We start from the raw sequence: 26,543 nt of genomic DNA, 5'->3' as shown, positions 1-26,543 counted from the left end.
CGGCCGGCGCGGGCGCCCCGGTGATCGACGGAAGAATACGGACGTTCAGTGTCTGCGACGGCACTCCGCTGACATCAGGGCTCCGCTCAGGACACGCCCTCGGGAGCCGCGCCGGTGACCTGGACGCCGTCGGCGGTGATCTTCTCGATCTCGGCGAGGTCGTCGGCGGACAGCTGCACGTCGACCGCAGCCAGCGAGCGCTCGATGTTCTTCTCCGACCGGGCGCCGACGATGGCGACGTCGATCCCGTCCTGCGCGAGCACCCAGGCGATCGCCAGCTGCGAGACCTCGACGCCCTTGTCCGCGGCGAACGACGTCAGCCGCTCGATGACCTCGAGGTTCTGCCGGAACTTCTCGCCCTGGAACGCCGAGGCCTGCGCGCGCCAGTCGGAGTCCTCGAACGTGGTGTTCTCGTCCATCGAGCCGGTCAGCAGTCCCGAGCCCAGCGGCGAGTAGACGAGCGTGCCGATGTCCTGCTCGCGCACGTAGGGGAGCACGCCGTCCTCGATGTGGCGGCGGAACAGGTGGTACGGCGGCTGCAGGGTCTCCACCGGGCGACGCCGGTCGAACGCCGCCATCTGGTCGGCGTCGTAGTTCGACACGCCGACGTGGCGGATCTTGCCCTCGTCGACGAGCTCCTGCAGGTACCCGGCGGTGTCCTCGAACGGCGTCTGCTCGTCGGGCCAGTGCACCTGGTAGAGGTCGATGTGGTCGATCTTCATCGCCTTCAGCGAGGACTCGACGCCCGAGCGCAGCCACTCCCGGCGCGAGTCCCGCGGCCGGTCGGTGCCGGGGTTGATACCGCCCTTGGTCGCGATGACCACCGAGTCCCGGTCGCGATCGAGCTCGCCGCGCAGCGCGTTGGCCAGGACCTCCTCGGACTCGCCGAACCCGTAGGCCTGGGCGGTGTCGAAGAAGTTCACACCCAGGTCCAGCGCGTGGCGGATGGCGCGCTGCGCCTGGTCGGCGTCATAGGAACCCCACTCGCCCGAGACCTGCCAGGTGCCGAACGCGATCCGCGACACCTGCAGCTCGGTCTTGCCCAGTCTCGTCATCTCCATGCCCGTCGCGTACCCGCTCCCGAAGCGGTTGAACGATGGACGAACGACGCGTGCCGGGGCGTGGGTCACCCCGAGATGTAGGCCTCGAGCTGGTTGCGGTGCTCCTCGAGCTGGTCGATCCGGGACTTCACGACGTCGCCGATGCTGACGATCCCCCTCAGCCTCTCCTGCTCGTCCACCACCGGGATGTGGCGGATCCGCCGCTCGGTCATGGTGCGGCTCAGCGTCTGGACGTCGTCCTCGAACCGGCAGGTGGCCACGACCGTCGTCATGATCTCGGAGACGGGCGCGTCGAGGAGGCTCGCGCCCCGCTGGTGCAGGTGGCGCACCACGTCGCGCTCGGAGACGATCCCGGCCAGTCGGTCGCCCTCGCACACGACCGCCGCGCCGACGTTGCGCTCGGCGAGCACCTCCAGGAGGTTCGACACCGGGGCGTCGGGCGGCACGGTGAGCACGGCTGATCCCTTGCGCGCGATGAGGTCCGCGATGCGCATGGCCGGTCCCTTCGTCGGGTTCGCGACGGTTCCGAGAATGGCAGGAACCGTCCGGGTTCGGCCAGACCCGGACGGTCATGACCGGGCCAGGAGCACGCCCACTCCCAGCAGCGGCGCCGCGAGCGCGGCCACGAGCGCCGGCAGGCCGACCCAGACCGACCCGGTGCCGACGACCGCGAGCACCCCGAGCGCCACCCCCTCGGACCCCAGGCCGGCGACCGAGGTGACCGTGGCACGGGCGTCACCGGTCACCTCGTCCTGCACCCGGGTCTCGACGACGACCAGCAGCATCTGCAGCACGCCCCACCCGAGCGCGATCGCCGCGAACCCGGGCCCGAGCGGCAGCAGCGCCCCCGCCCCGACCGTCACCGAGGCGAGGCCCAGCAGCGCGCCGAGCACCGGCCCGCGGGCGCGGGCCACCCGGCCGGCGAGCGCGACGCAGAGCGTCTCCGCGACGCCCACCCCGACGAGGGCGAGCGCGGTCGTCGCCGGCGAGGCGCCCCGGTCGGCGGCGAGCAGGGGCAGGTACTCGTCGAACGCCATGAGCCCGGTGAGCAGCGCCGTGACGAGCACCGCGCGCCGCAGCAGCGCCGTCCGGGACACGTCGGCGAGCCCGTCGCGCAGCGTGGTCCACCACTCGGCGAGGGCGTCGCGCGACGTCGTCCGTGCGGTCGGCGTCCGTTCCTCCTCGGGCAGGGTGAGCGCCAGGAGGCCGGCGACCAGCGCGGCGGCGGCCCCGACGAGACCGGGCAGGACGTAGCCGCCGACCTCCACCAGCGGCGCGGCGAGCGCGGTGGCGACGAGCGTGCTCGCGAGATAGCCCGAGCGCGCCCGGCCCATGAGCGTGGCGTAGCGATCGGTGGCGTCCCAGCCGGCGAGTGCGTCGTAGGTCAGCGCCTCGAGGGTGCCGGAGCCCAGCGCGGTGCCGACGCCCCAGAGCACGAAGCCCACCGCGAACACCCACGTGCCCGGGACCAGCACCCACAGGGCGAACGCGGCCGCCGCGAGGGTGCCGGACGCGGCGAGCATCCGGCGCCGGGAGGTCACGTCGGCCCAGGCGCCCGAGGGCACCTCGAGGACCAGCGTCGTCACCGACCAGAGCGCGAACAGCGCGGAGATCGCGGCGTCGGAGAGGCCGTGGTCGGCGAAGAGCAGCGCGTAGAGCGGGTAGAGCGGCACGAACTGGCCGAGCGCCTCGACGGCGACGACCCGTGCGCCGAACCCGCGGGGGACCCGCGACGGAGGCGGGGCCGGGTGTCAGCGTCGGCGGAAGCGGTTCTGCACGTCGTCGAGCTTACGTGCGTGATCTTCTGAGGTATAGCTCCGAAGACTGCGCGCAGAGGAGACTCGCGCGCATGACGTCCGACGAGCCCACGACGCCGACCGGCGGCAACCCGTACCTCAAGCGTGCCTACGGCCTGCGCGGGCCGGACGACGCCCGGGAGTTCTACGACGAGTGGGCCGCGGAGTACGACGCCGACCTCGCTGACGACGCCCAGGGCTACGTCGCCCCGGAGCTCGCCGCCGAGACGCTCGTCCGCGTCGCCGGCACGGGCGTCACCGTCCTCGACGCCGGGTGCGGGACGGGTCTGGTCGGGGCGGCGCTGGCGCAGCGGGGCGTCGGCGTCATCGACGGCGTGGACGTCTCCCCGGGGATGCTCGAGCGGGCACGGGCCACCGGCGCCTACCGCTCCCTCGAGCCCGCCGACCTCACCCGCCCGCTGCCCACCCCCGCCGACGCCTACGACGCCGTCATCTGCGTCGGCACCCTCACCCACGGCCACGTCGGTCCCGAGGCCCTCGCCGAGTTCGTCCGGCTGACCCGTCCGGGCGGAGCGATCGTGGCCACGGTGCTCGACGACGTCTGGGAGTCCGGGGGCTACCGCGCGGAGACCGACCGGCTCGTCGACGCGGGCGTCGCGGAGCTGGTGTCGGCCGACGTGACGCCCTACCGCTCCGGAGTCGGTGTCGAGGCCCGGATGCTGGTGCTCACCGCGCGCTGAGGATAGAACGGGGGCCATGAGCGCCCCCTCCGACAGCACGGAACCCGAGATCCTCTGGCAGCCGGACGAGGAGACGGTACGGAACGCGCGGATCACCGCGTTCGCGGAGCGCGCCGCGCAGGAGCACGGCATCACCGTCGAGGGCTACGAGGATCTGTGGCGGTGGTCCACGACCGACCTCCGGGCGTTCTGGGGCACGGTCGCCGACCACCTCGGCGTGCGGTTCCACGACGCCCCGAGCGAGGTTCTCGCCTCCGAGGACATGCCGGGAGCGAGCTGGTTCCCGGGCAGCACCCTCAACTACGCCGAGCACGCGCTGCGCCCCGCCGAGGGCGGCGCCGACGACGACCTCGCGATCGTCGCGGTCCGCGAGGACGGCCGGCGCGAGCAGCGCACCTACGGCGAGCTGCGGGCCGACGTCGCCCGCGCCCGGGCCGGGCTCGAGGCGCTCGGGGTCGGGCGCGGCGACCGGGTCGTCGCCCTCGCCCCGAACTGCATCGAGACCCTCGTCGCCTTCCTCGGCGCCGCCTCGCTGGGGGCGACGTGGTCGTCGTGCTCGCCCGACTTCGGCGCGCGCGCCGTGGTCGACCGCTTCGCCCAGATCGAGCCGTCCGTGCTCGTCGTCGTCGACGGCTACCTCTACAACGGCAAGTCCTACGACATCCGCACGACGGTCGCCGAGCTGCGCGAGCAGCTCCCGACGCTACGCGCGACGGTCGGCATCGACTACGTCGCCGAGGGGGCGTGGGCCGAGCACGACGACGTCGTCGGCTGGTCGTCGTTCACCGACCACGCCGACGCGGGGCTCGCGTTCGACCCCGTGCCGTTCGACCACCCGCTGTGGATCCTCTACTCGTCGGGCACCACCGGGCTGCCGAAGGGGATCGTGCACTCGCACGGCGGCATCGTCGTCCAGCACCTCGCGTCGCTGGCCCTGCAGCACGACCTCGGGCCCGGTGACCGGTTCTTCTGGTTCACCACCACCGGCTGGATGATGTGGAACCTGCTGATCTCGGGACTGCTGGTCGGTGCCACCGTCGTCGCCTTCGACGGGAGCCCGGGCCACCCCGACCTCGACGTGCTCTGGCGGATGGCCGCCGACGAGGGCGTCACGCTGTTCGGGACGTCGGCGTCGTTCGTGCAGTCGTGCCTCAAGGCCGGCCTGCGCCCGCGCGACGCGTTCGACCTCTCCGCGATCCGCTCGGTCGGCTCCACCGGATCGCCGCTGTCGCCGGAGGGCTTCGACTGGCTGCAGGACGCGGTGGGCGAGAAGATCCAGATCGCGTCGGTCTCCGGCGGCACCGACGTCTGCGCGGCGTTCGTCGGCGTGGCCCCGACCGTCCCCGTCTGGCGGGGTGAGATCTCCTGCCGTGCGCTCGGGGCCTCCGTCGAGGCGTTCGATCCCACCGGGCAGCCCGTGATCGACGAGGTCGGCGAGCTCGTCATCACCCGGCCCACGCCGTCGATGCCGGTGATGCTGTGGAACGACCCCGACGGCAGTCGGATGCGGGAGTCGTACTTCGAGGACTTCCCCGGCATCTGGCGCCACGGTGACTGGGTCCAGATCACGCCGCGGGGCTCCCTCGTCATCCGCGGGCGCAGCGACTCGACGCTCAACCGCGGCGGCGTCCGGATGGGCACCGCGGAGTTCTACGAGGTCGTCGAGTCCTTCGACGAGGTGGTCGACTCGCTGGTCATCGACACGTCCGGCGTCGAGGGCGCCCGCGAGGGCGGCGAGCTGTTGTGCTTCCTCGTGCTCGGCGAGGGCGTGGATTTCGAGGACGTCGCGCCGCAGCTCAAGAAGGCCCTGCGCAGCCAGCTCTCGCCGCGTCACGTCCCCGACCGCTTCCTGGTGGTCGACGACATCCCGCGCACGCTCAACGGCAAGAAGTCCGAGGTGCCGGTCAAGCGCATCCTCGCCGGCACCGCCCCCGAGAAGGCCGTCAGCAAGGACGCCCTGCGCAACCCCGAGGCGTTGGAGGACGTGGTGGCGCGGGCCCGGGACTGACCAGGAGGGGTTCCGCGGGCTCGGTCTCCGACAGGGTGACCGTCGCGCCGAGCACGCGGCCCCGGTCGTCGCGGCGCGAGGAGACCAGGACGTCGAAGACGCGCGGGTGCGTCGGGGCGTCGCACGGGACCTCGATGCGCGCCGGGGCGGGGAGGTCGCCGCGCAGCGCGGCGCGGATCGCCGACGCGACGATGGCGCTGTGCCGGTCGGTGGCCGCGGCGGCGTCGCACAGCGCCAGGTAGGAGCACCCGATCCCGGCCCGGGCCGGGTCGCCGCCGTTGGCCCGGCAGAACGCGACCCACGCGTCGTCGACCCAGACGACGACCCCGGCGCCGTCCAGCAGCGCGGTCTCGACGGGCCGGCCGGCGCCGACCGGGTCGACCAGCGTGCCGGCGGTGTCCCGGGGGATCGCGGCCAGGTCGCGGCTGGTGATCACGGGATCACCCGCCGAGCGGCCGGGGTGGGTCGGGATCGGGGACGTGGTGGCGTCATCGGCACCCTCGTTCGGACACGTCCGAGGCTCGGGACGGAGCCGCGATACCGTTGCCGGGGCCGGGCGACGGGAACGGACCCTCGTGCTGGGTGCGACTGTCCCCGTCGGCCGAGATCGAATCAACAGGCGTCAGGCGGGGACGGGCATCTCCGCGAGGTCGTCGGCGTCGGCGAGGGGCGCGCCGGTCTGCTCGCGGACCTCGTCGGTGGTGACGCCGGGGGCGAGCTCACGCAGGACGAAGCCGTTCGGCGTCACGTCGACGACGGCGAGGTCGGTGATGATGCGGGAGACGACGCCGCGGCCGGTCAGGGGCAGCGCGCAGGTCTCGACGAGCTTGGGCGCGCCCTTCTTGGTGACGTGCTCCATCACCACGAGCACCCGGCGGGCGCCGTGGACGAGGTCCATCGCGCCGCCCATGCCCTTGACCATCGCGCCGGGCACGGCCCAGTTGGCGATGTCGCCGTTGACCGCGACCTGCATGGCCCCGAGGACCGCGATGTCGACCTTGCCGCCGCGGATCATCCCGAACGACAGTGCGGAGTCGAAGAACGAGCCGCCGGGGCTGACGGTCACCGTCTCCTTGCCCGCGTTGATGAGGTCGGGGTCGACCTCGTCCTCGGTCGGGTACGGGCCCACGCCGAGCAGCCCGTTCTCCGAGTGCAGGAAGACGTCGACGTCGTCGGGCATGTAGTTGGGGATCAGGGTGGGCAGCCCGATGCCGAGGTTCACGTAGGCGCCGTGGGTGAGCTCGCGCGCCGCGCGGGCGGCCATCTGGTCGCGGGTGAGACTCACGTGTTCTCCTTCCCAGAAGTCGGACGCAGCGTTCGCTTCTCGATGTGCTTGTTGGCGACCTGCTCGGCGGTCAGCTCCACGACGCGGTGGACGAAGATGCCAGGCACGTGGACGTCGTCGGGGTCGATCTCCCCGGGCTCGACGAGCTCCTCGACCTCGGCGATCGTCGTGCGCCCGGCCATCGCGGCGAGCGGGTTGAAGTTGCGCGCGGAGCGGTGGAACACCAGGTTGCCGTGCCGGTCGCCCTTCGCCGCGCGCACCAGGCCGAAGTCGCAGACCAGCGAGCGTTCGAGGACGAAGGGGGTCCTCTCGGTCGTGCCGTCGGCCTGGGCCACCTCGAACTCCCGGACCTCCTTCGGCGGCGACGACACCGCCACCGACCCGTCGGCGGCGTAGCGCCAGGGCATCGCCCCGTCGGCGACCCAGGTGCCGACCCCGGCCGGGGTGTAGAACGCCGGCACGCCCGAGCCGGCGGCGCGCAGCCGTTCGGCCAGCGTGCCCTGCGGGGTCAGCTCGACCTCCAGCTCACCGGCCAGGTACTGGCGGCCGAACTCCTTGTTCTCGCCGATGTAGGACGCCACGACCCGCGCGATCCGGTGCTGCTCGAGCAGGATGCCCAGGCCCCAGCCGTCGGTGCCGCAGTTGTTCGACGCGACGTGCAGCCCGCTCACCGAGGTCCGCGACAGCGCGTCGATGAGCACGATCGGCACCCCGGACAGGCCGAACCCGCCGACCGCCAGCGAGGCGCCGTCGTGCACGTCGGCCACGGCCTCGTCGGCCGTGGCCACGGTCTTGTCGATCGTCCTCCCCGAGGTGCTCACAGTGCTCCCTTCGCGTGCTCGCGCAGCAGCGGCGTCACGATCTCGGGGCGCTGGAACGACGCCAGGTGCGCCGCGCCGGTGACGGACTCGAGGCGCGCGCCGGGGATGCCGTCGGCGAGCAGCTGCTGGTGCTCCGGCGGTGTGGCCGGGTCGTCGACACCGCTGACCACGAGCGTCGGGACGGCGATGGCGCCGAGCTCGTCGACGACGTCCCACACGGAGATCGCCTCGCAGCACCCGGCGTAGCCCTCGGCCGGGGTGGACGCGATGAGGTCGCGCATGCGGGCGACGGTGTCGGGCTGCGCCCGGGCGAAGTCGTCGGTGAACCAGCGCGCGACGACGGCGTCGGCGACGGCCTGCGTCCCGCCGTCGCGCACCGTGGCGGCGCGCTCGACCCAGGGGTCGGGGTCGCCGAAGCGGGCGGACGTGCAGAGCAGGGCGAGTGTGCTCGCGCGCTCCGGGGCGTAGCGGCCGATCCACTGGGCGATCGCCCCGCCCAGGGAGACGCCGGCGAACGCGGCGCGCTCGACGCCCCGGTCGTCGAGGGTCTCGAGGACGTCGCGGGCGAGGTCCTCGACGCGGTACGGGCCGTCGGGCACCGGCGAGCCGCCGTGGCCGCGGGTGTCGAGTGTGATCACCCGGTACTCGTCGGCCAGCTCGCGGCGCTGGGGCGCCCACATCTCGGCCGTGCTGCCGAGCGAGCAGAGCAGGACCAGCGGCGGACCGTCGTCGGGACCCTCGAGGACGTGGTGCAGCTTCACGTCCCCCACCGTGCCCGGTGGCCGTGGCCGGTGAACCGCGCGCTTCCGTTCATCAGGAGTCGGGTCATTCAGGACTCCAGCTTCGACGGGTGCACGGTCAGCGCCGTCACCTCGACGTCCATGTACGGGAAGAGCGGCAGGCTCGAGAGCAGCTGGTGGAGCTCGTCGCCCGAGTCGACGTCGAAGCGGCTGACGTTCGCGTAGCGCCCGACGACCCGCCACAGCTCGGGCCACTTGCCGGAGCGCTGGATCTCGTGGGCCCGCTCGCGCTCCCGGGCGCGGAGGTCGTCGGCGACCTCGGCGGGTATGTCGTGGGGGAGGCGGACGTCCATGCGGACGAGGAACTGCACGGGGTCTCCAGGGGATCGAGGATGCGGATGTCCTGGCGCTGGGTGCAAGCGAGGCCGCACGGCTTGCACCGTGAGGTGCCTACCGGTCGACGCGGTAGTGCGCGAGCTTGTCGGGGTCGATCGTGACACCGAGCCCGGGGGCCTGGCGTGCGGCGGCGCGGCCTTCGGCGATCACCGGAGGTTCGGCGATGACGTCGTCGGTCATGAGCAGGTGGTTCGTGACCTCGACCGGGTGGTGGGCGAGGGCCCGCAGGCCGCAGCCGAGCGCGGTGGAGGCGACGCTGCCGAGCATGCCGTCGATCTGGTTGCCGACCATCGTGGTGACGCCGAGGCCCTCGCACAGCCCCACGATCTTGGCGGAGTCGGTGAACCCCGTGCGCGCGACCTTGACGCTGATGGACTGGGAGTCGCCGTCGAGCAGCGAGCGGGCGACGCCGCCCAGGGTGATCGTCGATTCGTCGCCGACGATCGGGATCGGGCTCTCGCGCACGATCCGGCGCCGGCCGAGGACGTCGTCGGCGGGGTTGGGCTCCTCGAGCATGGTCACTGCGAGGTCGTCGAGCCGGCGGGCGGCCACGATGGCGGTGTCGGCGTCCCAGCCCCGGTTCGCGTCGGCGTAGAGCTCGACCGCGTCGCCGAGCTCGCGGCGCAGCTCCCGCACCGCGACGAGGTCGTGGCCGAGGTCCCGGCCGACCTTGACCTTGAACGCGTCGACGCCGTACTCGTCGCTCATCTCGACGGCGTCGGCGACCATCTCCGCCGGCGTCCCGAGCCCGATCATGTGGGCGACGCGGACGTCGTCGGCGGCGTGCCCGAGCAGCACGTGCACGGGCTGGCCGCACGCCTGGCCGACGAGGTCCCAGAGCGCGACGTCGATCGCGCCGCGGGCGGCGTTGTTGGCGACGGTGCGGGCCAGGTCGGCGCGGATGCGCTCGCGGGCGAAGGGATCGGCGCCGACGAGCACGGGGCTGAACAGGTCGCGCACCGCGGCGACGATCGACGCCGCGGTCTCGCCGTAGGTGTAGGGGCGCGGCGGCGCCTCGCCGTGCCCGACGAGCCCGTCGTCGGTGGTGATCCGCACGAGGACGTGGTCGGCCGCGGTGACCTTCCCGCTGGCGAAGGTGAAGGGACGCCGGTAGGGGATGGCGAGGGGGATCGCCTCGACGGTGGTGATCTTCATGTGGGGTGGATCCTCACGCTGTCTCCCGGTGCGGGTCGGTACGGCACAGGACGGCGAGCGCCCGGGCGAGGGCGGGCTGCGGGTCGTCGCGCCGCCAGGCGAGGGCGACGTCGGTGGTCACGGGGTCGGGGTCCTCGAGCTCGACGTACCGCACGCCCTCGACGGCGACGGCGAGCACCGACGACGGGAGCAGGGCCACGCCCACGCCGGCGGCCACGAGCGCGAGCACGATCGAGGTCTGGTCGGCCTCGTGGGTGTGCCGGGGCGTGAACCCTGCGGCCCGGCACGCGCGCGCCGCCGCCTCGCCGACCACGGACCCCGGCGGTGCGTAGACGACGAAGTCGTCGTCGGCGAGGTCGGCGAGCGGCACGCGACGCGGGGAGCGAGGGCGTCCCTCGCTGCCCCCCACGCAGGCGGGGCGTCCCTCGCTCCCCGCGAGCCGGTGCCCCGACGGCACGGCGAGGACCAGGTGCTCGCGGGCGAGCAGGTGGTGGTCGAGCGCGGGGTCGGACACGGGCGGGCGTAGGACCGCGAGGTCGATGCGGTGCTCCGCCAGGGCCGTCTCCAGGCCCGGGGTGAGCATGTCGGTGGTGAACGTCAGCGCGAGGCCGGGCAGCTCGGCGGTCAGCCGCCGGACCAGGTCGGGGACGTGCCGGTACGTCGCGAGGCCCGTCGCCCCGACCCGTAGCCGTCCGAGGGCCCCCGCCGCGACGCGGCCCACCTGGTCGCGGGCCGCGTCGAGCGAGGCGAGGATGCGCACGGCCTCGGGCAGCAGGGCCTCACCGGCGGGGGTGAGGTCCACCCGGCGGGTCGTGCGCTCGAACAGCGGCGCACCGAGCTGCGACTCCAGCTGCCGGATCGCCTGGGACAGCGGCGACTGGGCGATGCGCAGCGCCTCGGCCGCCCGCCCGAAGTGCCGGGTCTCGGCGACCGCCACGAAGTAGCGCAGCTGGCGCGTCTCCATCCGTCGGTCCTCCTCTCAGGCTTCCGGCTCCAGCACGAAGTCGCGGTCGGAACGCACCTGGTCACCGTTGCCGGTGGGCTGGGGGTCGAGGGTGAGCTCGGGCTTGTCGGCCGAGGCGACGTCGTTGCCCAGGTAGGGGTCGCCGGTGAAGAAGAGCTGGCTGGTCAGGGTGCGGTGCCCGGGCGCGCTGACGAGCAGGTGGATGTGGGCGGGGCGCCACGGGCTCCAGCCGGCGGCCTGGGTCATCTGCCCGGTGGGCCCGTCGAGGGGGATCGTGTACGGGGCGGGCTTGCGGGTGTGGATCTCGTAGCGGCCCTGGTCGTCGCAGCGCACGACGCCGCGCAGGTTCCCGGCCGGGGGCTTGGAGGCGAACCCGGAGTACCAGCCGTCGGCGTCGGTGTGCCAGATGTCGACCGTGGCGCCGGCCAGCGGTGTGCCGTCGGTGGCGATGACCTGGCCCGCGAGGATCATCGGGGTGCCGGGCTCGTCGTCGCGCATCGGCAGCGTGGCGGGCGAGTCGAGCTGGGCCTGCCCGTCGAGCCAGAACGGGCCGAGGATGGTGCCGATCGAGCCCTGCTGGGTGGCGGCGGCGACCTTCTCGACCTCGAACTCGAGGTAGACGTCGAGGAACAGCGGCCACTCGCCGGTGTCGGAGACCGCGATCAGCCACTGCTTGAAGGCGTCGAACTCCTCGTAGGTGACCTTGTGGTCGCGGATGGCGGCGCGGATGCCCTCGAGGGCGGCGCCGACGACGGCGGAGACACGGGCGGGGTCGGCGCCGCCGCCCGCGGCGCCGCGCAGGTTCGACGCGCCGGAGCGGGCGATCTCGGTGGCGTGGGCGCCGGCGGTGACGGCGTCGGAGACCGACTGGTCGGAGGTGGTGGTCATCGCGTCCTCTTCAGGGTGGTGGTGGACGGGTCGGCGACGTCGTGGTCGTGGACCCAGGCGTTGTCGGCCGCATAGCCGGCGAAGCGCTTGTCGCGCTCGGCGATCCGCGGGTGGTCGTCGGCGAGGTGGAGCAGGGTGCCGGTCTCCCAGGCGCTCGCGGCGACCGCGCGGGTGCGGGCCCGCCGGAGCCGGGGATAGGCGGCCAGGGCGTCGGCGGGATCGCGGCGCACGAGCAGCTGGGCCAGCGTCACCGCGTCCTCGATCGACTGGTTCGCGCCCTGCCCGTGGTGGGGCAGCATCGCGTGGACGGCGTCGCCGATCAGGACGGCCCGACCACGCGTCCAGCGCGTCAGTGGCGGCTGGGAGAGCAGGGGCCAGCGCGGGCTCTGCGGCACCGCGCCGAGCATCTCGCGCACCGCGGGGTGCCAGCCGGCGAAGCCGTCGAGCAGCTCGTTCTCCGCGGCCGGGCGGTTGCCGCCCTCCCAGGTGGCCGGGCCGCAGAGCACGGCGAAGAAGTTGACGGTGTCGTCGTCGCGGCCGAGCGCGTAGTGCAGGAGGTGCGCGCCGTCGCCGGCCCAGAACTGGATCGCGTGCGGGTCGGGCAGGCTCGGCAGCGCGTCGACGGGCACGAGGCCGCGGAAGGCGCTGGTGCCCGAGTAGACGGGCCCCGAGCCGGGTCCGGTGACGGCGTCGCGCACCGTCGAGTGCACGCCGTCGGCGCCGACGACGACGTCGCCGGTCACTGCCACGCCATCGTCGAGGGTCAGGTTGCCGGCCGCGGCGTCGACGGCCGTCACGGCCCGCCCGAGGTGCAGGCGCTCCTCGCCCGCCGCCGCCGTGAACGCGCCGGCGAGCGTCTGCTGAAGGTCGACGCGGTGCACGCCCCAGTAGGGCGCACCGAAGCGCCCACGGTAGGCGTCGGCGCCCGGGTGCGCGGCGATCCGCGCGCCGCTGCGCCCGTCGCGGTAGATCAGCTCGGTGGGCTCGGTGGAGACCGCGTCGAGGGCCTCCCCGACGCCGAGCCGGTAGAGCTCGCGGGTGCCGTTGGCCGACAGCGCGACGGCCGCGCCCACCTCGCGCAGCTCGTCGGCCTGCTCGTAGAGGTCGACCTCCATCCCCGCACGCGCCAGGGCGATGCCGAGGGTGAGGCCGCCGATCCCGGCTCCTACGACGACGACGCGAGTCATGTCGTGCTTCACCTCCGCTCCGCTCCGAACGTCTGCTGTCGAGCGTGACATGAGCCATCCTGGACGAGAAAGGGGCAAATGCAGATCGATTGAGCGACTCTGCGTCTGAATCGGCGGCTGGTCGACGGGGCGTCGGGGAGAGAGCGAGGCCACGGACGATGTGCCGCCCCCTCGCGGGAGCAATACCGTCGTCGGCGTCGTCCGCAGCGCGGCACCGATCGGGAGGGCAGGACATGAGCGAGGGCACGGACTCCTCGACGATGCGCCAGGTGCTGGGGCACTTCCCCAGCGGCGTCACCATCGTCACCGGCACGACCCCGGACGGGCCGGCAGGCTTCACGTGTCAGTCGTTCTCCTCGCTCTCGCTCGATCCGCCGCTGGTGCTCGTGCTGCCGGGCCGCTCGTCGTCGAGCTGGCCGAAGATCGAGGCGACGGGCCGGTTCGTCGTCAACGTGCTCTCGGAGGAGCAGGAGGAGCTCTCGACGACCTTCGCCGTCTCGGGCGGCGACAAGTTCGCGGGTGTCGAGTGGAGCGCCTCCCGCCTGGGCTCGCCGATCCTCGGCGGGGCGACCGCCTGGATCGACTGCACCCTGCACGCCGTGCACGACGGCGGCGACCACCTCATCGTCGTCGGCGCGGTGCACGACCTCGGCGCGCCCGGGAGCCCGCCGCTGGTGTTCCACCGCGGCGGCTACGCCCGCACCAGCCCCGTCGGGGCGGGCGAGTGAGCGGACCGCTCGACGACGTCCGGGTCCTCGAGCTCGGCACGATCGTCGCCGGCCCGTTCGCGGGGCGGCTGCTCGCCGACTACGGCGCCGACGTCGTCAAGATCGAGCCGCCGGGCGGCCAGGACCCCATGCGCGACTGGGGCCAGGAGTCCTACCGGGGCCACCGGCTGTGGTGGACCGTCCACGCCCGCAACAAGCGCTGCATCACCCTCGACCTGCGCGCCGAGCGGGGCCAGGAGCTCTTCCTGCGCCTCGTCGAGGGTGCCGACGTCGTCGTCGAGAACTTCCGTCCCGGCACCCTCGAGCGCTGGAACCTCGGCTGGGACCGGCTGTCCGCGGTGAACCCGGGGCTCGTGCTCGCGCGGGTGTCGGGCTACGGGCAGACCGGGCCGTACGCGGACAAGGCCGGCTACGCGTCGGTGGCCGAGGCGCTCTCGGGCCTGCGGTACATCAACGGCTACCCGGGGGAGGCGCCGCCGCGGATGGCGATCTCGCTGGGTGACTCGCTGGCGGGGATGGTCGCCGTCCAGGGCGTCCTCGCCGCGCTGCACCGCAAGTCGGTGACCGGCGAGGGCCAGGTCGTCGACGTCGCGCTCACCGAGGCGTGCCTGTCGGTGCTCGAGTCGGTGATCCCGGAGTACGACAAGCTCGGGCGCGTCCGCCAGCCCGGCGGCACGCGGCTCGACGGGATCGCGCCGTCCAACGTCTACAGGACCGGCGACGGGCTGTGGCTCGTGGTCGCGGCCAACCAGGACACGGTGTTCCGGCGGCTCTGCGGCGCGATGGGACGCCCGGAGCTCGCGGAGGACCCCCGCTACGCCGACCACCGCGCCCGCGGCGTGCACCAGGACGAGCTCGACGAGATCGTCGGCGCGTGGGTGGGCTCGCTGCCCGCGTCCGAGGTGCGGCGCATCCTCGACGAGGCCGGCGTGATCTGCGGGCCGATCAACACCGCGGCCGAGGTCGTCGCCGACCCGCAGTTCCGGGCGCGCGGGATGCTCGTCGAGCACCACGACGAGCGGTTCGACGAGGACGTGCTGGGGCCCGGCGTCGTGCCGACGTTCTCGGCCACCCCGGGGGCGGTGCGCTGGGCGGGCCCGCCGGTGCCCGGGCACCACAACGCCGAGGTCTTCGGCGAGCTGGGGCTGTCGGGGGACGAGATCGCGGCGCTCGCCGACGAGAAGACGATCTGACATGCGGTCTCTTCGGCGCGATCTAGCCTTCCGCGTCCTTCTTGATCGACTGCAGGTTCTTCTCGGCGCTCGAGCCCATCGCGCGCTCCAGGCCCCAGCGCGGGACGCCCTTGACGGTGACCTCCATCGTCGAGGCCATCTCGAGGTGGGTGTTCCCGTCGCCGGCGTCGCTCGCGGTGTAGGCGATCGTGCTCTCGCGGATCAGCTTGGCGTCGACGCAGGTCAGCGTCACCGACGAGTCGGTGTAGGCCACGGTGTAGGTGGCCGTCGTCGTGAAGGTCAGCGCGCCGAGGGTCACCGCGATCGTGGTCGGCCGGCCCTGCTCGTCGTGCTCCTGGACCTTCGCCTGCTTCGCCTCGTTGGCCCAGCGATCGGTGTTCTCCAGATCGGAGATCACCTCGATCACCCGGGGCACGGGCGCGGCGATCTCCACGGTCCTCGTCACCGGTGCGCTCACGACACTCCTTCCGGCGACGGAGCAGGGTGCCATCGCGCGTCCACTGCCCGGTACCCGCCCGTGCGGGTGGGTATCCGGTGGCGTGGCTGACACCGAGCGGGCTCTCGCCGATGCGATCGTGGGGCTGCTCGGCCAGCGGACCGACGGTGCGACCATCTGCCCGTCGGAGGCCGCGAGGCGTGTCGCCCCGGAGTCGTGGCGCGACCTCATGCCCGACGCCCGCGCCGCCGCCGCCCGGCTGGTCGACGAGGGGACGGTCGAGATGACCCAGCGTGGCATCGTCGTCGACCCGGCCACGGCCCGAGGGCCGGTGCGGCTGCGTCGGGCGGGCGGCGGCGCGTCAGCCTGGGGACCAGGCTGACACCCACCGTCAGGAAATCCCCCATCTCGGGCCACGGACCAGACGTGATCGTCGCCCGCCCCTAGGATCCCCGCGTGGTGTTCCGTGTGCTGCGGCGCGTCCTGGCCGCCCTCCTCGCGCTCCCCCGTCCCCTCAAGAGGCGGCTGGCCGGCCCCGAGATCACCCGTGACGGCCAGACCCTCGACCTCGACGTGCAGGTCGTGCTGCGCCTGCTCGGACTGCTCGCCCGGGGCGAGGAGCCCTCGCTGGTCGACCAGCGCCGCGCGACCGACGAGGCGGCGGCCCTGTCCGTGGCCACGACCTCCGGGGTGGCGGCCCGCCCGACCACCGTCCCCGTCCCCGCGGGCCCCGGCCGGGACGTGCCGGGTGCCGTCGCGGCGTGCCTCTACGAGCCGGCCGAGGTGGGCGACGCCCCGGGAGGCCTGCTCGTGCACTTCCACGGCGGCGGTTTCGCCCTGGGCAGCATCGCCTCGAGCGCGCCGCTGTGCCGGGCGCTGGCGCACCAGGCGGGCGTGCGGGTGCTGTCGGTGGAGTACCGGCTCGCCCCCGAGCACCCGTTTCCGGCGGGCCTGGCCGACGCGGCGTCGGCGCTGCACCACGTGCTCACCCACCGCGACGAGTTCCGCGCGACGACCGTCGCGGTCGGCGGCGACTCGGCCGGTGCGAACCTCGCCCTGACCGCGGCGCACCAGCTCGCCCGCCGCGACCACGAGACGGCGTCGTTCGTGCTCGCGCTCTACCCGGTCACCGACGCGGGACGTCAGGGCGGCTCCCGGGAGACCTTCGCCGAGGGGTTCGGGCTGCGGACCGTCGACATCGAGGTGTTCGAGCGCTACTACCTGCCCGACGGGATCGAGCCGGTCCGGCCGACCGGGCTGCTCGAGGTGGGCGACCTCGCGATCATGCCGCCCTGCTACGTCGCGACGGCCGGCTTCGACCCGCTGCGCGACGAGGGCGAGGAGCTCGCCGGGGCGCTGCGCGTGGCGGGCGTGCCCGTGGTGGCCCGCCGGTTCCCGGGCCTCGTGCACGGCTACGCGGGCTTCGCGGGCATCGTCCCGACCGCCCGCGACGCCGTCCTCGACGCCGCCTCCGCCCTGCGCGCGGGCCTGGCGCTGACGACGACGCGGGAGCGCCTGGCCGACTCCTTGTGAGCACTGTCCGCCCCGGAAGGTGCCCACGTGCAGGTCAGCGGCGCAGCATCGTCATCGCGGCGGCGGGATAGCGCTCGCCGGACGCGACGCCCACCGGGGCGACCTCCTCGATGGCCGCGAGCTCCTCGGCGGAGAGCCGGACGTCCACCGCGCCCGCGTTCTCCTCGAGGTAGCGGCGTCGCTTGGTGCCGGGGATCGGGACGATGTCGTCACCCTGGGCCAGCACCCACGCGAGCGCGAGCTGGGTCGGTGAGACGCCCTTGCGCTCGGCCAGCGCGTTCACCTCGTCGAGCACCCGCAGGTTCGCCGCCAGCGCCTCGCCCTGGAAGCGGGGCGAGTTGCGTCGCCAGTCGCCCTCGGGGAGGTCGTCGGTCGAGCGGATCGTGCCGGAGAGGAAGCCGCGGCCGATCGGGCTGTACGGCACGAAGCCGATGCCCAGCTCGCGGCACGTCGCGAGGACCCCGTCGTCCTCGACGTCCCGGGTGAACAGCGAGTACTCGGTCTGCACCGCGCTGACCGGGGCGGTGGCGTGCGCACGGCGGATGGTCTCCGGCGCCGCCTCGGAGATGCCGAGGTAGCGCACCTTGCCGGCGTCGACGAGCTCGCCGAGCGCGCCCCAGGTCTCCTCGATCGGCACGCCGGGGTCGACGCGGTGCTGGTAGTAGAGGTCCACGTGGTCGGTGCCGAGGCGTCGCAGGGAGCCGTCGATCTGGCCGCGCAGGTAGTCGGGACGGCCGTTGACGCGCCCGGTGCCCCTGCCGTCGGCGCCGATCTCGTTGCCGAACTTGGTGGCGAGGGTGACCTCGTCACGCCGTCCCGCGAGCACCGAACCGAGGAGCTCCTCGTTCGTGTGCGGGCCGTACATGTCGGCGGTGTCGAGGAAGGTGACGCCCAGCTCGAGCGCGCGCTCGATGGTCGCGCGCGACTCGGTGTCGTCCTGGCCGCCGTAGGCGAAGGTCATGCCCATGCAGCCCAGGCCCAGCGCGGACACGCGCAGGCCCTGACTGCCGAGAGTGCGATGCTCCATGGGAGCTGGCTGCCCCGGGCCACGGTGCCCTGAACGTGTGCGGTGACGCAGACCCACCGGACGCGCTGCGGGTGGCACGGTGACCGGTGTGCGCCTGGTGCTGACGATGCTGGTGGTGGCCCTCCTGTCGCTGGGGGCCGGGACGGCGCTGGCCGACCCCGGCCTGGTGATCGGCGACGGCACCCCGGTCGCGCCCGGCGCCACCGTCGCCGCGCAGATGGGTTGCGAGGAGGAGGCGACGACCCCGGCCGGCGGGCCCGGCGTGACGGGCGGCCCGTGGCAGCGCGACCCCGAGGGCCACCAGCCCTGGTCGGTGTCCTCGACCCTGACCGTCGCCGCCGACGCGGCCCCGGGCCCCGTCACCGTCACCGCGACCTGTGGAGGACGCCCGCTGCAGGCGACCCTCACTGTCGCCGACACCGGCTCGGGCGCCACCACCCTGCGCGTCCTGGGCGGCGCGGCGGTGCTGCTCGTGATCGTCGCGGCGATGCTGCTGCTCCAGCGCCGCCGGCGGCTCACTCGCTGAGTGCCGGCCCTGCGTCCACGCTGACACTGAACGCCAGGAAAGCCGCGTCGATCATGAGGCGCGCTCAGGCCAGCGCGCGTCCCACCTGACGCCCCGAGAACAGGCAGCCGCCGAGGAACGTCCCCTCGAGCGACCGGTAGCCGTGCACCCCGCCGCCGCCGAAGCCCGCGGCCTCGCCCGCCGCGTACAGCCCCGGCAGCGGGGACCCGTCGGCGCGCAGCACACGGCCGTCGAGGTCGGTCCACAGCCCGCCGAGCGTCTTGCGCGTCAGGATGTGCAGCTTGACCGCGACGAGCGGCCCGGCCGCGGGATCGAGGATCCGGTGCGGCGGGGCGGTGCGGACGAGGCGGTCGCCGAGGTAGGCGCGCGCGTTGCGGACGGCGGCGAGCTGGCCGTCCTTGCCGTACGGGTTCGCGAGCTCGGCGTCGCGGGCGAGGACCTCGCGCTCGACGTTCGCCGCGTCCAGCAGCGGCGTCGGGGTGAGGGCGTTCATGCGGTCGACGAGGGTGGCCAGGTCGTCGGCCTGCACGAAGTCCTCCCCGGAGCGCTGGAACGCCGCGACCGGCTCGGTGGGCCCGGGGCGGACGCGCTGCAGCGTCAGGCGAATGTCGCGGCCGGTGAAGTCGGGGTTCTGCTCGGAGCCGGAGAGGGCGAACTCCTTCTCGAGGATCCGCTGGGTGAGCACGAACCACGTGTGGTCGTGCCCGGTGCGCCGGATGTGCCCGAGCGTCGCGAGCGTGTCGAAGCCGGGCCACAGCGGCGCGGGCAGCCGGTGGCCCTCCGCGTCGAACCACAGTGACGAGGGCCCGGGCAGGATCCGGATGCCGTGCAGCGGCCACACGGGGGAGTGGTTGACGATCCCCTCGGTGTAGTGCCACATCCGGTCGCGGTTGACGACGCGCCCACCGGCGTCCTCGCTGATGCCGATCATGCGGCCGTCGACGTGGGCCGGGACGCCGGAGATCATGTCCTGTGGCGGCGGGCCGAGGCGCTCCGGCCAGGCCGCGCGGACGGCGTCGTGGTTCCCGCCGATGCCGCCGGAGGTGACGACGACGCTGGGTGCGCCGAGGCTGAACGTGTCGACCGCCGTGCGCGAGCTCGACTCGCCGCGGGCGACGTCGGAGGGCTCGAGGACCGAACCGGACACGCCGGTCACCGCGCCGGCCGTCACGTCGAGCGCGTCGACGCGGTGACGGAAGCGGATCGTCACCCGACCGTCGTCGACGGCCTGCTGCACGCGGCGCAGGAACGGCTCGAGGATGCCGGGACCGGTGCCCCAGACGATGTGGAAGCGGGGGACCGAGTTGCCGTGGCCGGTGGCCGAGGCCCCGCCGCGCTCGGCCCACCCGACGACGGGGAAGAAGCGCACCCCCATCGCGTGGAGCCACGGGCGCTTCTCGCCGGCGGCCCATTCGACATAGGCGCGGGCCCACTCGCGGCCCCAGCGGTCCTCGTCGGGGCGGTCGAAGCCGGCACTGGAGGTCCAGTCGGACCAGGCGAGGTCGAACGAGTCGCGCACGCGCAGGCGGCGCTGCTCGGGGCTGTCGACGAGGAACAGCCCGCCGAACGACCACCACGCCTGCCCGCCGAGCGACGCCTCGGGCTCCTGGTCGAGCAGGATCACCCGGCGTCCTGCGTCGGCGAGCTCGGCGGTGGCGACGAGACCGGCCAGGCCGGCCCCGACGACGATGACGTCGGCGTCGGACATGCCGGACATCGTGTCAGCGCGCGGCCTTCGGCGCGGCAGCTCCGCTGCCCTTCGTGGCGCCTGGCCTGGTCGAGCTGGGGGATTTCCTGACGTCGAACGTCAGCATGACCCCCGGGCTGACAGGTCCTACTGCAGGCCGAGCTTCTCCGAGCAGGTCGGCCAGGCGTTCCAGCCCTGCTCGTCCTGGACCTTCTTGGCCACGCGGATCTGCTCCTCGCGGGAGGCCTCGTCGGGCGAGGAGGCGAAGCGCTCGCCGCCGAACTCGCTCCAGGTCGAGTCGGTGAACTGCAGGCCGCCCTTGAAGCCGTTGCCGGTGTCGGCCTCCCAGTTCTGGGTGCTCTCGCACATGGCGAGGCGGTCCCAGGTCGCGTTCGACTCGGGCGAGACCGACGGTGCCGCCATGGCCGTGCCGGTGATCGCCAGCGGACCGGTGACCGCGGCGGCGGCGACGACCCCGACCTTGAGCAGGGGGCGGGAGGCGGACGGGGCGGCGTGGCGACCAGACATCGGGGGCTCCGGTTCATCGAAGGGCGGGACGGGACCTGAGAGGTGACCCGTACGTCGGCCGGGGTGGTGCTGGGGAGCGGGACGACGCGGCAGGGACCGTAACCGAACCGAGACCTTTTGTGACGAGCCGTGACCGCCAGCTCGCGCTGCGTCGCGGTGAATGGTCGACATGCCGCGTCGGACGGCGAACGGCCTAGTAGTAGCCGTCAAGCGTTGCTCCGAACGGTGCGTCGAGCCGTGACGGCATCGGGCTGAACCGTGTTTGGCGGGTCCCGCTACGGATCCCTCAGCCCGGCACGAACCCGACCGCCGCGCGGTGCCCGCAGCAGAGCTCGCCCTCGGGCTGGCCGGAGCGGCGGGGCTCCGGTCGCCACTGCGCCGCGTAGACGAGTCCGGGGTCGACGAGGTCGACCCCCTCGACCATGGCCGCGAGCTCGGCCCCCGACCGGGGGGTGACCTCGCCACGCGGGTAGGCGCCGCTGAGCGTCTGCAGCGCGTCCACGTCGACGCGGGGGTCGTCCCCGGAGAGGTGGGAGACCGCCAGCGCGCTCCCGGGCACGACCTGGGACACGTAGCGGGCGACCACCCCGACGGGGTCCTGGGCGTCGGGCACGTGCTGGAGCACCGAGAACATCAGGACCCCGACCGGCCGCGACAGGTCGAGCAGGTCGGTGACGCCGGGGGCCTCGAGCACGGTCTCGGGGCGGGTCAGGTCGGCCCAGGAGACCGACACGCCCTTCTCGTTCCCGAGCAGCAGCTCACCGTGGGCGACAGCCACCAGGTCGACGTCGACGTAGGCGACGCGCACCTCGGGATCGACGCGACGGGCGACCTCGTGGGTGCTGCCCATGGTCGGGATTCCCGAGCCGAGGTCGAGGAACTGGTCGATGCCCGCGTGCACGAGGTAGGTGACGACTCTGCGGAGGAACGACCGGTTCTCGCGCGCGATCGGGATCACGAGCGGGACGGCGTCGATCATCTCCCGACCGAGGCGGCGGTCGACGGCCCCGTGGGACGTCCCGCCGAGCATGAAGTCGTAGACGCGGGCCGAGCTCGGGCGGTCGACGTCCGGGACCGCGGGGACCGACCTGGTCAGGCGGCGCGGGAAGGGGTCGACGACCACGGTCCTCCCTCCCGGCTCGGCCCCCGTCCGGGCAGTACGGACGGGCCGGCGGCCGCCCGATGCCCGCCGGAGATGTCCAGTAGCCGACAGTCGGCGACGCCTGTCAATACGCGCGGTTCCCCCGACCATCCCAGTGCCGGACAGGATCTCGACCCTCCGTGGTCGCCACGCCGGAGCGAGCAGGGGTGACACGCCGCCTGTTCCGCATCGTCCGGCCTGTTGCTGACGGTGGGTGACTTTCAGGGATCCCGCCCACAACGGGCGCCCCGACGGCCGGGCTCAGTGTTGGGTCGGTGTTAGGACGGGCGACACGTCGTCGTCGACCGACGGGGCTCCCGGGCCGGGAACGGTGCGCTCGTGCGCGTCGCCGTCGTGACCGAGTCGTTCCTCCCCGCCGTCAACGGCGTCACCAACTCCGTGCTCCAGGTGGTCGCCCACCTCCGGCGCCGCGGGCACGGCGCGATGGTCATCGCCCCGGGCGCCGGCCCCGACGAGGTGCCCGGTGCCCCCGACGTCCCCGTCGTCCGCGTGCCCGCCGTGGACCTCCCCGTCGTCGACTCGCTGCCCGTGGGCGTGCCGACCCCGGCCGTGCGGGCCGCGCTCGCGGAGTACCGCCCCGACGTCGTGCACCTCGCCTCGCCGTTCGTGCTGGGCGCGCGGGCGCTGACCGTCGCCCGCCGCCTGGACGTGCCGGCCGTCGCCGTCTACCAGACCGACGTCGCCGGCTTCGCCTCGTCGTACGGGGTCGGGCTGACCGCACGGGCGGCCTGGCGCTGGATCCGCCGTCTGCACAGCGGGGCCGCACGCACCCTGGCGCCGTCGCGGTGGGCGGTGGACGCGCTGCGCGACCACGGCGTGCCGCGCGTGCACCGCTGGGGACGCGGCGTCGACACCGCGCGCTTCCACCCGGGACGCCGGGACGAGGACCTGCGCGCCGAGCTCGCCCCGCACGGCGAGATGCTCGTCGGCTACGTCGGCCGGCTCGCCGCGGAGAAGCAGGTCGAGCGGCTGGCGGCCCTCGAGGGCCTGCCCGGGGTGCGCGTCGTCGTCGTCGGCGACGGACCCGCGCGCGGGCGCCTGGGCGAGCTGCTGCCCACCGCGCACTTCCTCGGCTTCCGCGGCGGCACCGACCTGGCCCGTGCGTACGCCTCGTTCGACGCCTTCGTGCACACCGGCCCGCACGAGACCTTCTGCCAGGCCGTGCAGGAGGCCCAGGCCTCGGGCCTGCCGGTGCTCGCGCCGGACGCGGGCGGGGTCGCCGACCTCGTGGCGCCGGGACGCACCGGCTGGCTCTACGACCCCACGTCGGCGACGGCCGGGGCGGAGATCGCCGGGCGGATCGCCGCCTGGCGCGACGACCCGGGCGCCCGGCGGGCCGTCGGCGCCGCGGGCCGTGCGGCCGTGGCCGACCGGACCTGGCCCTCGGTCTGCGACGAGCTGCTGGGGCACTACGCGGCCGTGCTGCACGGCGACGCCCCCCTGCCGCGCACCCCGGAGACGCCCCGCGCGGCCTGATCGGGCGGCCGTCGGCATTCGGCGGAGCACCGAGTTCATCCGCATCACACCCGACCGTCACGCCGGGGTGGGCCCCCGGGCGATCTCGGCCCGTAGACACCGCTCCATGGCCACTTCCCAGATGCTGGCGCGGTCGACCGGACCCGCCCCCGAGAGCCACGACGGGCACGGTCCCGTCGCCACGTCCACCCTTCCGCCCACCGGCCCCGCGCCGGCGGTCGACCGCGGGGAGGTCGCCCCCGCCGAGGCGGCCGGGCGCTACAGCCTGCTGCTGACCCGCGATCCCGACCACGTCCTCGCCGCCCAGCGGCTGCGCCACGCCGTGTTCGCCGGCGAGCAGGGGGCGCGCCCGTCCACCACCGACCCGGTGGCCGTGGCGGCCGCCGCCGAGGGCCGCGACGCCGACGCGTTCGACGATCACTGCGACCACCTCGTGGTCCGCGAGGACGCGACCGGTGCGATCGTCGGGACCTACCGGATGCTCACCCCCGAGGGCGCCCGGGCGGCCGGCGGCCTCTACTCCGACACCGAGTTCGACCTCTCCGCCCTCGACCCCCTGCGCCCCGAGACCGTCGAGGTCGGCCGCTCCTGCGTGCACCCCGACCACCGCCACGGCGTCGTGCTCTCGCTGGTGTGGTCGGGGATCGGGCGCTACATGATGCTCACCGGCCGGCGCTGGGTCGTCGGTTGCGCGAGCGTCCCGTTGACCCCGCAGGGCGCCCTGCCCGGCGGGGTGTGGTCGATGGTCGCGTCGCGCCACCTGGCCCCGGCCCCGCGACGGGTGCGCCCGTGGCGCGAGGCCCCGGTCGGGCCGTACGACCCGGAGGCGCCCGGCGCCGGACGCGCCGCCCGTGCCGCGCTCCCGCCCCTGCTGCGCGGCTACCTGCGCCTCGGCGCCGAGATCGGCGGTCCGCCGGCGCTGGACCCGGACTTCGGGGTCGCCGACCTGTTCATCCTGCTCGACCAGCCCGCGATCGACCCGCGGTGGCGGCGCTACCTGTTCGGGGAGGGCGTGTGACGGGCGGGCGGGTCCACCCCTACGCCCCCACCTCGCCCTGCGACCCGGGCTGCCTACCGGTCCCCGAGGTCCTGCGGGGCGGGCGCCGCGCCCGTCGCCTCGCCCGGCTGACCGTCCGCTCCGTCGCGCTCGTGGCCGTGCTGCTCGCCGGCCTCGCCGTGGCCGTCGTGCTCCCCCTGCTCGGGCCGGCGGCACTGGGGCGGCTGCAGACCCGCTGGACGGGTGCGGTCCTCGCCGCGTGCGGGGTCCGCGTGCGGCGCCGCGGCCCGATGGCGCCACCCGGGGCGCTCGTCGTCGCCAACCACGTCTCCTGGCTCGACGTCATGGCCCTGCACGCCGTGGCCCCGGTCCGGATGCTCGCCAAGCGCGAGGTCCGCCGGTGGCCGCTGCTCGGCGTCCTGGCGGCCAGCGCTGGGACGGTCTTCCTCGACCGCGATCGCCTGCGGACCCTGCCCGACGCCGTCGCCGGCCTGGCCGCGGCGCTGCGCGCCGGCGCCACCGTCGGCGTGTTCGCCGAGGGCACGACCCGCTGCGGCCGCGACCTCGGTCCCTTCCGCCCGGCCGCCTTCCAGGCCGCCCACGACGCCGGCGCGCCCGTGGTGCCGGTGGCCGTGCGGTACCGGCGCCGGGGCGAGGAGCCCGTCGATGCCACGGCCGCCTTCGTGGGCGACGACACCCTCGCGTCGTCGTTGCTGCGGGTCCTCGCCGCCCGCGACCTCGTCGTCGATGTCGACGTCCGCCCGGCCCTCGACACCCGGGCGGTCCCGACCGGTCCCGCCCGCGCCGACGCCCGACGCGCCCTCGCCCGGGCCGCGGCCGCGGCGATCACCGCGGCGCTGCCCGCCGACGTCGGGGGCCATGCCGCCGCCACGCGCCGGGGTCCGGAGCCCGTTCGACGCCCGGAGCTCGAGCATGCCGCCTGACCCGCCCGTCCCCGGCGAGGCCCCGCGCGAGGCCTCGCTGGCCGACCGGGCGGTGTTCGCCGCGCAGTTCGTGCGCGCCCCGGTGGCCACGGCGTCGGTGTGGCCGAGCAGCACCGCGCTCGCCCGGGCGATGGCCGACGCGGCCCTGCGCAGCGCCCGCCCGTCGCCGGTCGTGGTCGAGCTCGGCGCGGGCAGCGGGGCGTTCACCGGCCTGCTCGCCCGCCGCCTCGCGGGACGGGGACGCCAGCTCGCGGTGGAGATCAACCCGGTGCTCGCGCACCGTCTCGCCGAGCGCTTCGCCCACGTCGAGGTCGTGCCCGCCGACGTCGCGGAGCTGCCCGCCCTGCTCGCCCTGCGCGGTATCACCGGGGCCGACGTGGTGGTCAGCGGCCTCGGCTGGTCGGCGACGCGACCGGGGCGCGAGGACTCGCTGGTGCCCGGGGTGGCCCGCGCGCTGACCGACGACGGCGTCCTGGTGCAGTTCGCCTACTGCGCGACGTCCTGGGCCGCGCCGGCGCGCGCCCTGCGCGCGGAGCTCGGCGAGTGCTTCGAGCAGGTGGAGACCTCGTCGGTGGTGTGGCGCAACCTGCCCCCGGCCGTCGTCCACCGGGCGTCCGGTCCGCGGCGATGAGATCCCCGCGGTGACGCTGAGCGTCAGAGGGACGCGAGAGGGTGAGGATACCGCTCACCGGGGGTTCGCACGCGGCTCCCGGCGACCGGCGCGTGACGATCCGCCCAGGTCAGGGACGGGACGCCCGCGAGGTTGGTGTACCGTCCCGCAACCATCGGCCCGGGCGACCGGTTCGCGGCGAGGCCGCGGCGTGGCGCGCGGTGCCGACCGACCGTCCGTGTGACCGTCGGTGCGACCGGTCCGACCGACGTTGCGGGTCCCCCGTGACGACACGCACCACAGAGAGGGGAGACACCGCGATGGCCCTCCCGACGTTGACCCCCGAGCAGCGCGAGGCCGCCCAGGCCAAGTCGCGCGAGGCCCGCCAGGCCCGCTCCGCCCTCCTCGCCGGCATCAAGAGCGGCGACGAGACGATTCCCGCGGTGCTCGACCGCGGCAAGAGCGACCCGATCGCCGGCAAGACCAAGGTCTCGCAGCTCGTGCGGGCGCTCCCGGGCTACGGCCCGGCCAAGGCGTCCGCCGTGCTCGAGCAGGCCGGCATCCCCGAGGACCGGCGCGTCGCCGGCCTCGGATCCCGTCAGCGTGAGGCGCTGGTCAGCGCGCTCGGCTAGAGCACGCGAGCCAGACACGAACGACACCGGGGCGGCCGGTGGTCCGGGAATCCGGACCACCG

The 26,543-nt window shown here is 74.4% G+C and carries 29 protein-coding genes; 12 read left to right on the top strand and 17 right to left on the bottom strand.

Annotated features, from left to right (window positions below; genetic code table 11):
* Nucleotides 1-86: 86 nt before the first annotated feature.
* The 3 genes from PH189_RS08770 to PH189_RS08760 all read right to left on the bottom strand — a co-directional run bounded on the left by PH189_RS08770 (nucleotide 87) and on the right by PH189_RS08760 (nucleotide 2,734).
* A complete protein-coding gene (locus tag PH189_RS08770) occupies nucleotides 87-1,061 on the bottom strand; it encodes an aldo/keto reductase (protein WP_274188397.1) in 975 nt (324 codons plus the stop codon).
* A 65-nt stretch (nucleotides 1,062-1,126) separates the two neighbouring features.
* Nucleotides 1,127-1,555, bottom strand: a complete 429-nt coding sequence (locus PH189_RS08765) for a CBS domain-containing protein (protein WP_274188396.1) — start codon at nucleotides 1,553-1,555, stop codon at nucleotides 1,127-1,129.
* Nucleotides 1,556-1,630: 75 nt separating this feature from the next.
* On the bottom strand, nucleotides 1,631-2,734 hold the full coding sequence (locus PH189_RS08760; protein WP_274188395.1) for an MFS transporter: 1,104 nt from the start codon (nucleotides 2,732-2,734) through the stop codon (nucleotides 1,631-1,633).
* A 176-nt stretch (nucleotides 2,735-2,910) separates the two neighbouring features.
* Here PH189_RS08760 and PH189_RS08755 point away from each other — a divergent pair, with 176 nt between their 5' ends.
* Both PH189_RS08755 and PH189_RS08750 read left to right on the top strand, forming a co-directional pair.
* Entirely contained in the window at nucleotides 2,911-3,558 is a 648-nt protein-coding gene (locus PH189_RS08755) for a class I SAM-dependent DNA methyltransferase (protein WP_274188394.1), read from the top strand.
* A 16-nt stretch (nucleotides 3,559-3,574) separates the two neighbouring features.
* A complete protein-coding gene (locus PH189_RS08750) occupies nucleotides 3,575-5,566 on the top strand; it encodes an acetoacetate--CoA ligase (protein WP_274188393.1) in 1,992 nt (663 codons plus the stop codon).
* Here the strand turns inward: PH189_RS08750 and PH189_RS08745 are convergent.
* The 9 genes from PH189_RS08745 to PH189_RS08705 form a co-directional block, all read right to left on the bottom strand.
* Nucleotides 5,502-6,002: a PAS domain-containing protein gene (locus PH189_RS08745; protein WP_274188392.1), complete on the bottom strand. Its 501-nt coding sequence runs from the start codon at nucleotides 6,000-6,002 to the stop codon at nucleotides 5,502-5,504. The genes PH189_RS08750 and PH189_RS08745 overlap by 65 nt on opposite strands.
* 186 nt (nucleotides 6,003-6,188) lie before the next feature.
* A complete protein-coding gene (locus PH189_RS08740; RefSeq protein ID WP_274188391.1) occupies nucleotides 6,189-6,851 on the bottom strand; it encodes a CoA transferase subunit B in 663 nt (220 codons plus the stop codon).
* Nucleotides 6,848-7,651 carry a CoA transferase subunit A gene (locus PH189_RS08735; protein WP_274188699.1) on the bottom strand — a complete coding sequence of 268 codons (804 nt, stop codon included), beginning with the start codon at nucleotides 7,649-7,651 and terminating at the stop codon, nucleotides 6,848-6,850. Before PH189_RS08735 ends, PH189_RS08740 begins: the two co-directional genes overlap by 4 nt.
* Nucleotides 7,652-7,668: 17 nt before the next feature.
* The gene (gene pcaD / locus PH189_RS08730; RefSeq protein WP_274188390.1) at nucleotides 7,669-8,433 is read right to left on the bottom strand and encodes a 3-oxoadipate enol-lactonase; all 765 of its coding nucleotides are present in this window, start codon (nucleotides 8,431-8,433) and stop codon (nucleotides 7,669-7,671) included.
* A 68-nt stretch (nucleotides 8,434-8,501) separates the two neighbouring features.
* A complete protein-coding gene (gene catC / locus PH189_RS08725; protein WP_274188389.1) occupies nucleotides 8,502-8,783 on the bottom strand; it encodes a muconolactone Delta-isomerase in 282 nt (93 codons plus the stop codon).
* 79 nt (nucleotides 8,784-8,862) lie between these two features.
* Nucleotides 8,863-9,963: a mandelate racemase/muconate lactonizing enzyme family protein gene (locus PH189_RS08720; protein WP_274188388.1), complete on the bottom strand. Its 1,101-nt coding sequence runs from the start codon at nucleotides 9,961-9,963 to the stop codon at nucleotides 8,863-8,865.
* A gap of 13 nt (nucleotides 9,964-9,976) precedes the next feature.
* The gene (locus PH189_RS08715) at nucleotides 9,977-10,927 is read right to left on the bottom strand and encodes a LysR family transcriptional regulator (protein WP_274188387.1); all 951 of its coding nucleotides are present in this window, start codon (nucleotides 10,925-10,927) and stop codon (nucleotides 9,977-9,979) included.
* Between the two features lie 15 nt (nucleotides 10,928-10,942).
* Nucleotides 10,943-11,815, bottom strand: a complete 873-nt coding sequence (locus PH189_RS08710) for a dioxygenase family protein (protein ID WP_274188386.1) — start codon at nucleotides 11,813-11,815, stop codon at nucleotides 10,943-10,945.
* A complete protein-coding gene (locus PH189_RS08705; RefSeq protein ID WP_274188385.1) occupies nucleotides 11,812-13,002 on the bottom strand; it encodes an FAD-dependent monooxygenase in 1,191 nt (396 codons plus the stop codon). The genes PH189_RS08710 and PH189_RS08705 overlap by 4 nt, the downstream gene beginning before the upstream one ends.
* Before the next feature lie 233 nt (nucleotides 13,003-13,235).
* Between PH189_RS08705 and PH189_RS08700 the strand changes: the two genes are divergently transcribed.
* The gene (locus PH189_RS08700; protein ID WP_274188384.1) at nucleotides 13,236-13,730 is read left to right on the top strand and encodes a flavin reductase family protein; all 495 of its coding nucleotides are present in this window, start codon (nucleotides 13,236-13,238) and stop codon (nucleotides 13,728-13,730) included.
* The gene (locus PH189_RS08695; RefSeq protein ID WP_274188383.1) at nucleotides 13,727-14,923 is read left to right on the top strand and encodes a CaiB/BaiF CoA transferase family protein; all 1,197 of its coding nucleotides are present in this window, start codon (nucleotides 13,727-13,729) and stop codon (nucleotides 14,921-14,923) included. Before PH189_RS08700 ends, PH189_RS08695 begins: the two co-directional genes overlap by 4 nt.
* Nucleotides 14,924-14,945: 22 nt before the next feature.
* On the opposite strand, the gene PH189_RS08690 is transcribed toward PH189_RS08695, so the two are convergent.
* Nucleotides 14,946-15,380 carry an SRPBCC family protein gene (locus PH189_RS08690; RefSeq protein WP_274188382.1) on the bottom strand — a complete coding sequence of 145 codons (435 nt, stop codon included), beginning with the start codon at nucleotides 15,378-15,380 and terminating at the stop codon, nucleotides 14,946-14,948.
* Nucleotides 15,381-15,462: 82 nt separating this feature from the next.
* Here PH189_RS08690 and PH189_RS08685 point away from each other — a divergent pair, with 82 nt between their 5' ends.
* Both PH189_RS08685 and PH189_RS08680 read left to right on the top strand, forming a co-directional pair.
* The gene (locus PH189_RS08685; protein WP_274188381.1) at nucleotides 15,463-15,741 is read left to right on the top strand and encodes a DUF3253 domain-containing protein; all 279 of its coding nucleotides are present in this window, start codon (nucleotides 15,463-15,465) and stop codon (nucleotides 15,739-15,741) included.
* A gap of 74 nt (nucleotides 15,742-15,815) precedes the next feature.
* Nucleotides 15,816-16,892: an alpha/beta hydrolase gene (locus tag PH189_RS08680; RefSeq protein WP_274188380.1), complete on the top strand. Its 1,077-nt coding sequence runs from the start codon at nucleotides 15,816-15,818 to the stop codon at nucleotides 16,890-16,892.
* A 34-nt stretch (nucleotides 16,893-16,926) separates the two neighbouring features.
* Here PH189_RS08680 and PH189_RS08675 read toward each other — a convergent pair whose 3' ends face one another.
* Nucleotides 16,927-17,919 carry an aldo/keto reductase gene (locus PH189_RS08675; protein WP_274188379.1) on the bottom strand — a complete coding sequence of 331 codons (993 nt, stop codon included), beginning with the start codon at nucleotides 17,917-17,919 and terminating at the stop codon, nucleotides 16,927-16,929.
* Between the two features lie 79 nt (nucleotides 17,920-17,998).
* On the opposite strand from PH189_RS08675, the gene PH189_RS08670 reads away from it, so the two are divergent.
* Nucleotides 17,999-18,445, top strand: a complete 447-nt coding sequence (locus tag PH189_RS08670) for a hypothetical protein (RefSeq protein WP_274188378.1) — start codon at nucleotides 17,999-18,001, stop codon at nucleotides 18,443-18,445.
* A gap of 64 nt (nucleotides 18,446-18,509) precedes the next feature.
* Here PH189_RS08670 and PH189_RS08665 read toward each other — a convergent pair whose 3' ends face one another.
* From PH189_RS08665 to PH189_RS08655, 3 genes are all read right to left on the bottom strand, one after another.
* Complete coding sequence (locus PH189_RS08665) at nucleotides 18,510-20,153, bottom strand: FAD-binding dehydrogenase (protein ID WP_274188377.1); 1,644 nt, start codon at nucleotides 20,151-20,153, stop codon at nucleotides 18,510-18,512.
* 126 nt (nucleotides 20,154-20,279) lie between these two features.
* Nucleotides 20,280-20,660, bottom strand: a complete 381-nt coding sequence (locus PH189_RS08660; protein ID WP_274188376.1) for a transglycosylase family protein — start codon at nucleotides 20,658-20,660, stop codon at nucleotides 20,280-20,282.
* Between the two features lie 286 nt (nucleotides 20,661-20,946).
* The gene (locus PH189_RS08655) at nucleotides 20,947-21,783 is read right to left on the bottom strand and encodes an SAM-dependent methyltransferase (protein WP_274188375.1); all 837 of its coding nucleotides are present in this window, start codon (nucleotides 21,781-21,783) and stop codon (nucleotides 20,947-20,949) included.
* Between the two features lie 357 nt (nucleotides 21,784-22,140).
* Here PH189_RS08655 and PH189_RS08650 point away from each other — a divergent pair, with 357 nt between their 5' ends.
* The 5 genes from PH189_RS08650 to mihF all read left to right on the top strand — a co-directional run bounded on the left by PH189_RS08650 (nucleotide 22,141) and on the right by mihF (nucleotide 26,481).
* Nucleotides 22,141-23,298: a glycosyltransferase family 4 protein gene (locus tag PH189_RS08650; RefSeq protein WP_274188374.1), complete on the top strand. Its 1,158-nt coding sequence runs from the start codon at nucleotides 22,141-22,143 to the stop codon at nucleotides 23,296-23,298.
* Nucleotides 23,299-23,404: 106 nt separating this feature from the next.
* The gene (locus PH189_RS08645; RefSeq protein WP_274188373.1) at nucleotides 23,405-24,316 is read left to right on the top strand and encodes a GNAT family N-acetyltransferase; all 912 of its coding nucleotides are present in this window, start codon (nucleotides 23,405-23,407) and stop codon (nucleotides 24,314-24,316) included.
* Complete coding sequence (locus tag PH189_RS08640) at nucleotides 24,313-25,239, top strand: lysophospholipid acyltransferase family protein (protein WP_274188372.1); 927 nt, start codon at nucleotides 24,313-24,315, stop codon at nucleotides 25,237-25,239. The genes PH189_RS08645 and PH189_RS08640 overlap by 4 nt, the downstream gene beginning before the upstream one ends.
* On the top strand, nucleotides 25,229-25,870 hold the full coding sequence (locus PH189_RS08635; RefSeq protein ID WP_274188371.1) for a class I SAM-dependent methyltransferase: 642 nt from the start codon (nucleotides 25,229-25,231) through the stop codon (nucleotides 25,868-25,870). Before PH189_RS08640 ends, PH189_RS08635 begins: the two co-directional genes overlap by 11 nt.
* A gap of 299 nt (nucleotides 25,871-26,169) precedes the next feature.
* A complete protein-coding gene (gene mihF, locus PH189_RS08630; protein ID WP_274188370.1) occupies nucleotides 26,170-26,481 on the top strand; it encodes an integration host factor, actinobacterial type in 312 nt (103 codons plus the stop codon).
* Nucleotides 26,482-26,543: the final 62 nt, after the last annotated feature.

Source organism: Actinomycetospora chibensis (assembly GCF_028737215.1).
GTDB classification, from domain to species: Bacteria; Actinomycetota; Actinomycetes; order Mycobacteriales; family Pseudonocardiaceae; genus Actinomycetospora; species Actinomycetospora chibensis.
The sequence above is the reverse complement of the archived record's forward strand: the minus strand, read 5'-3'. Positions and strand labels throughout refer to the sequence as shown.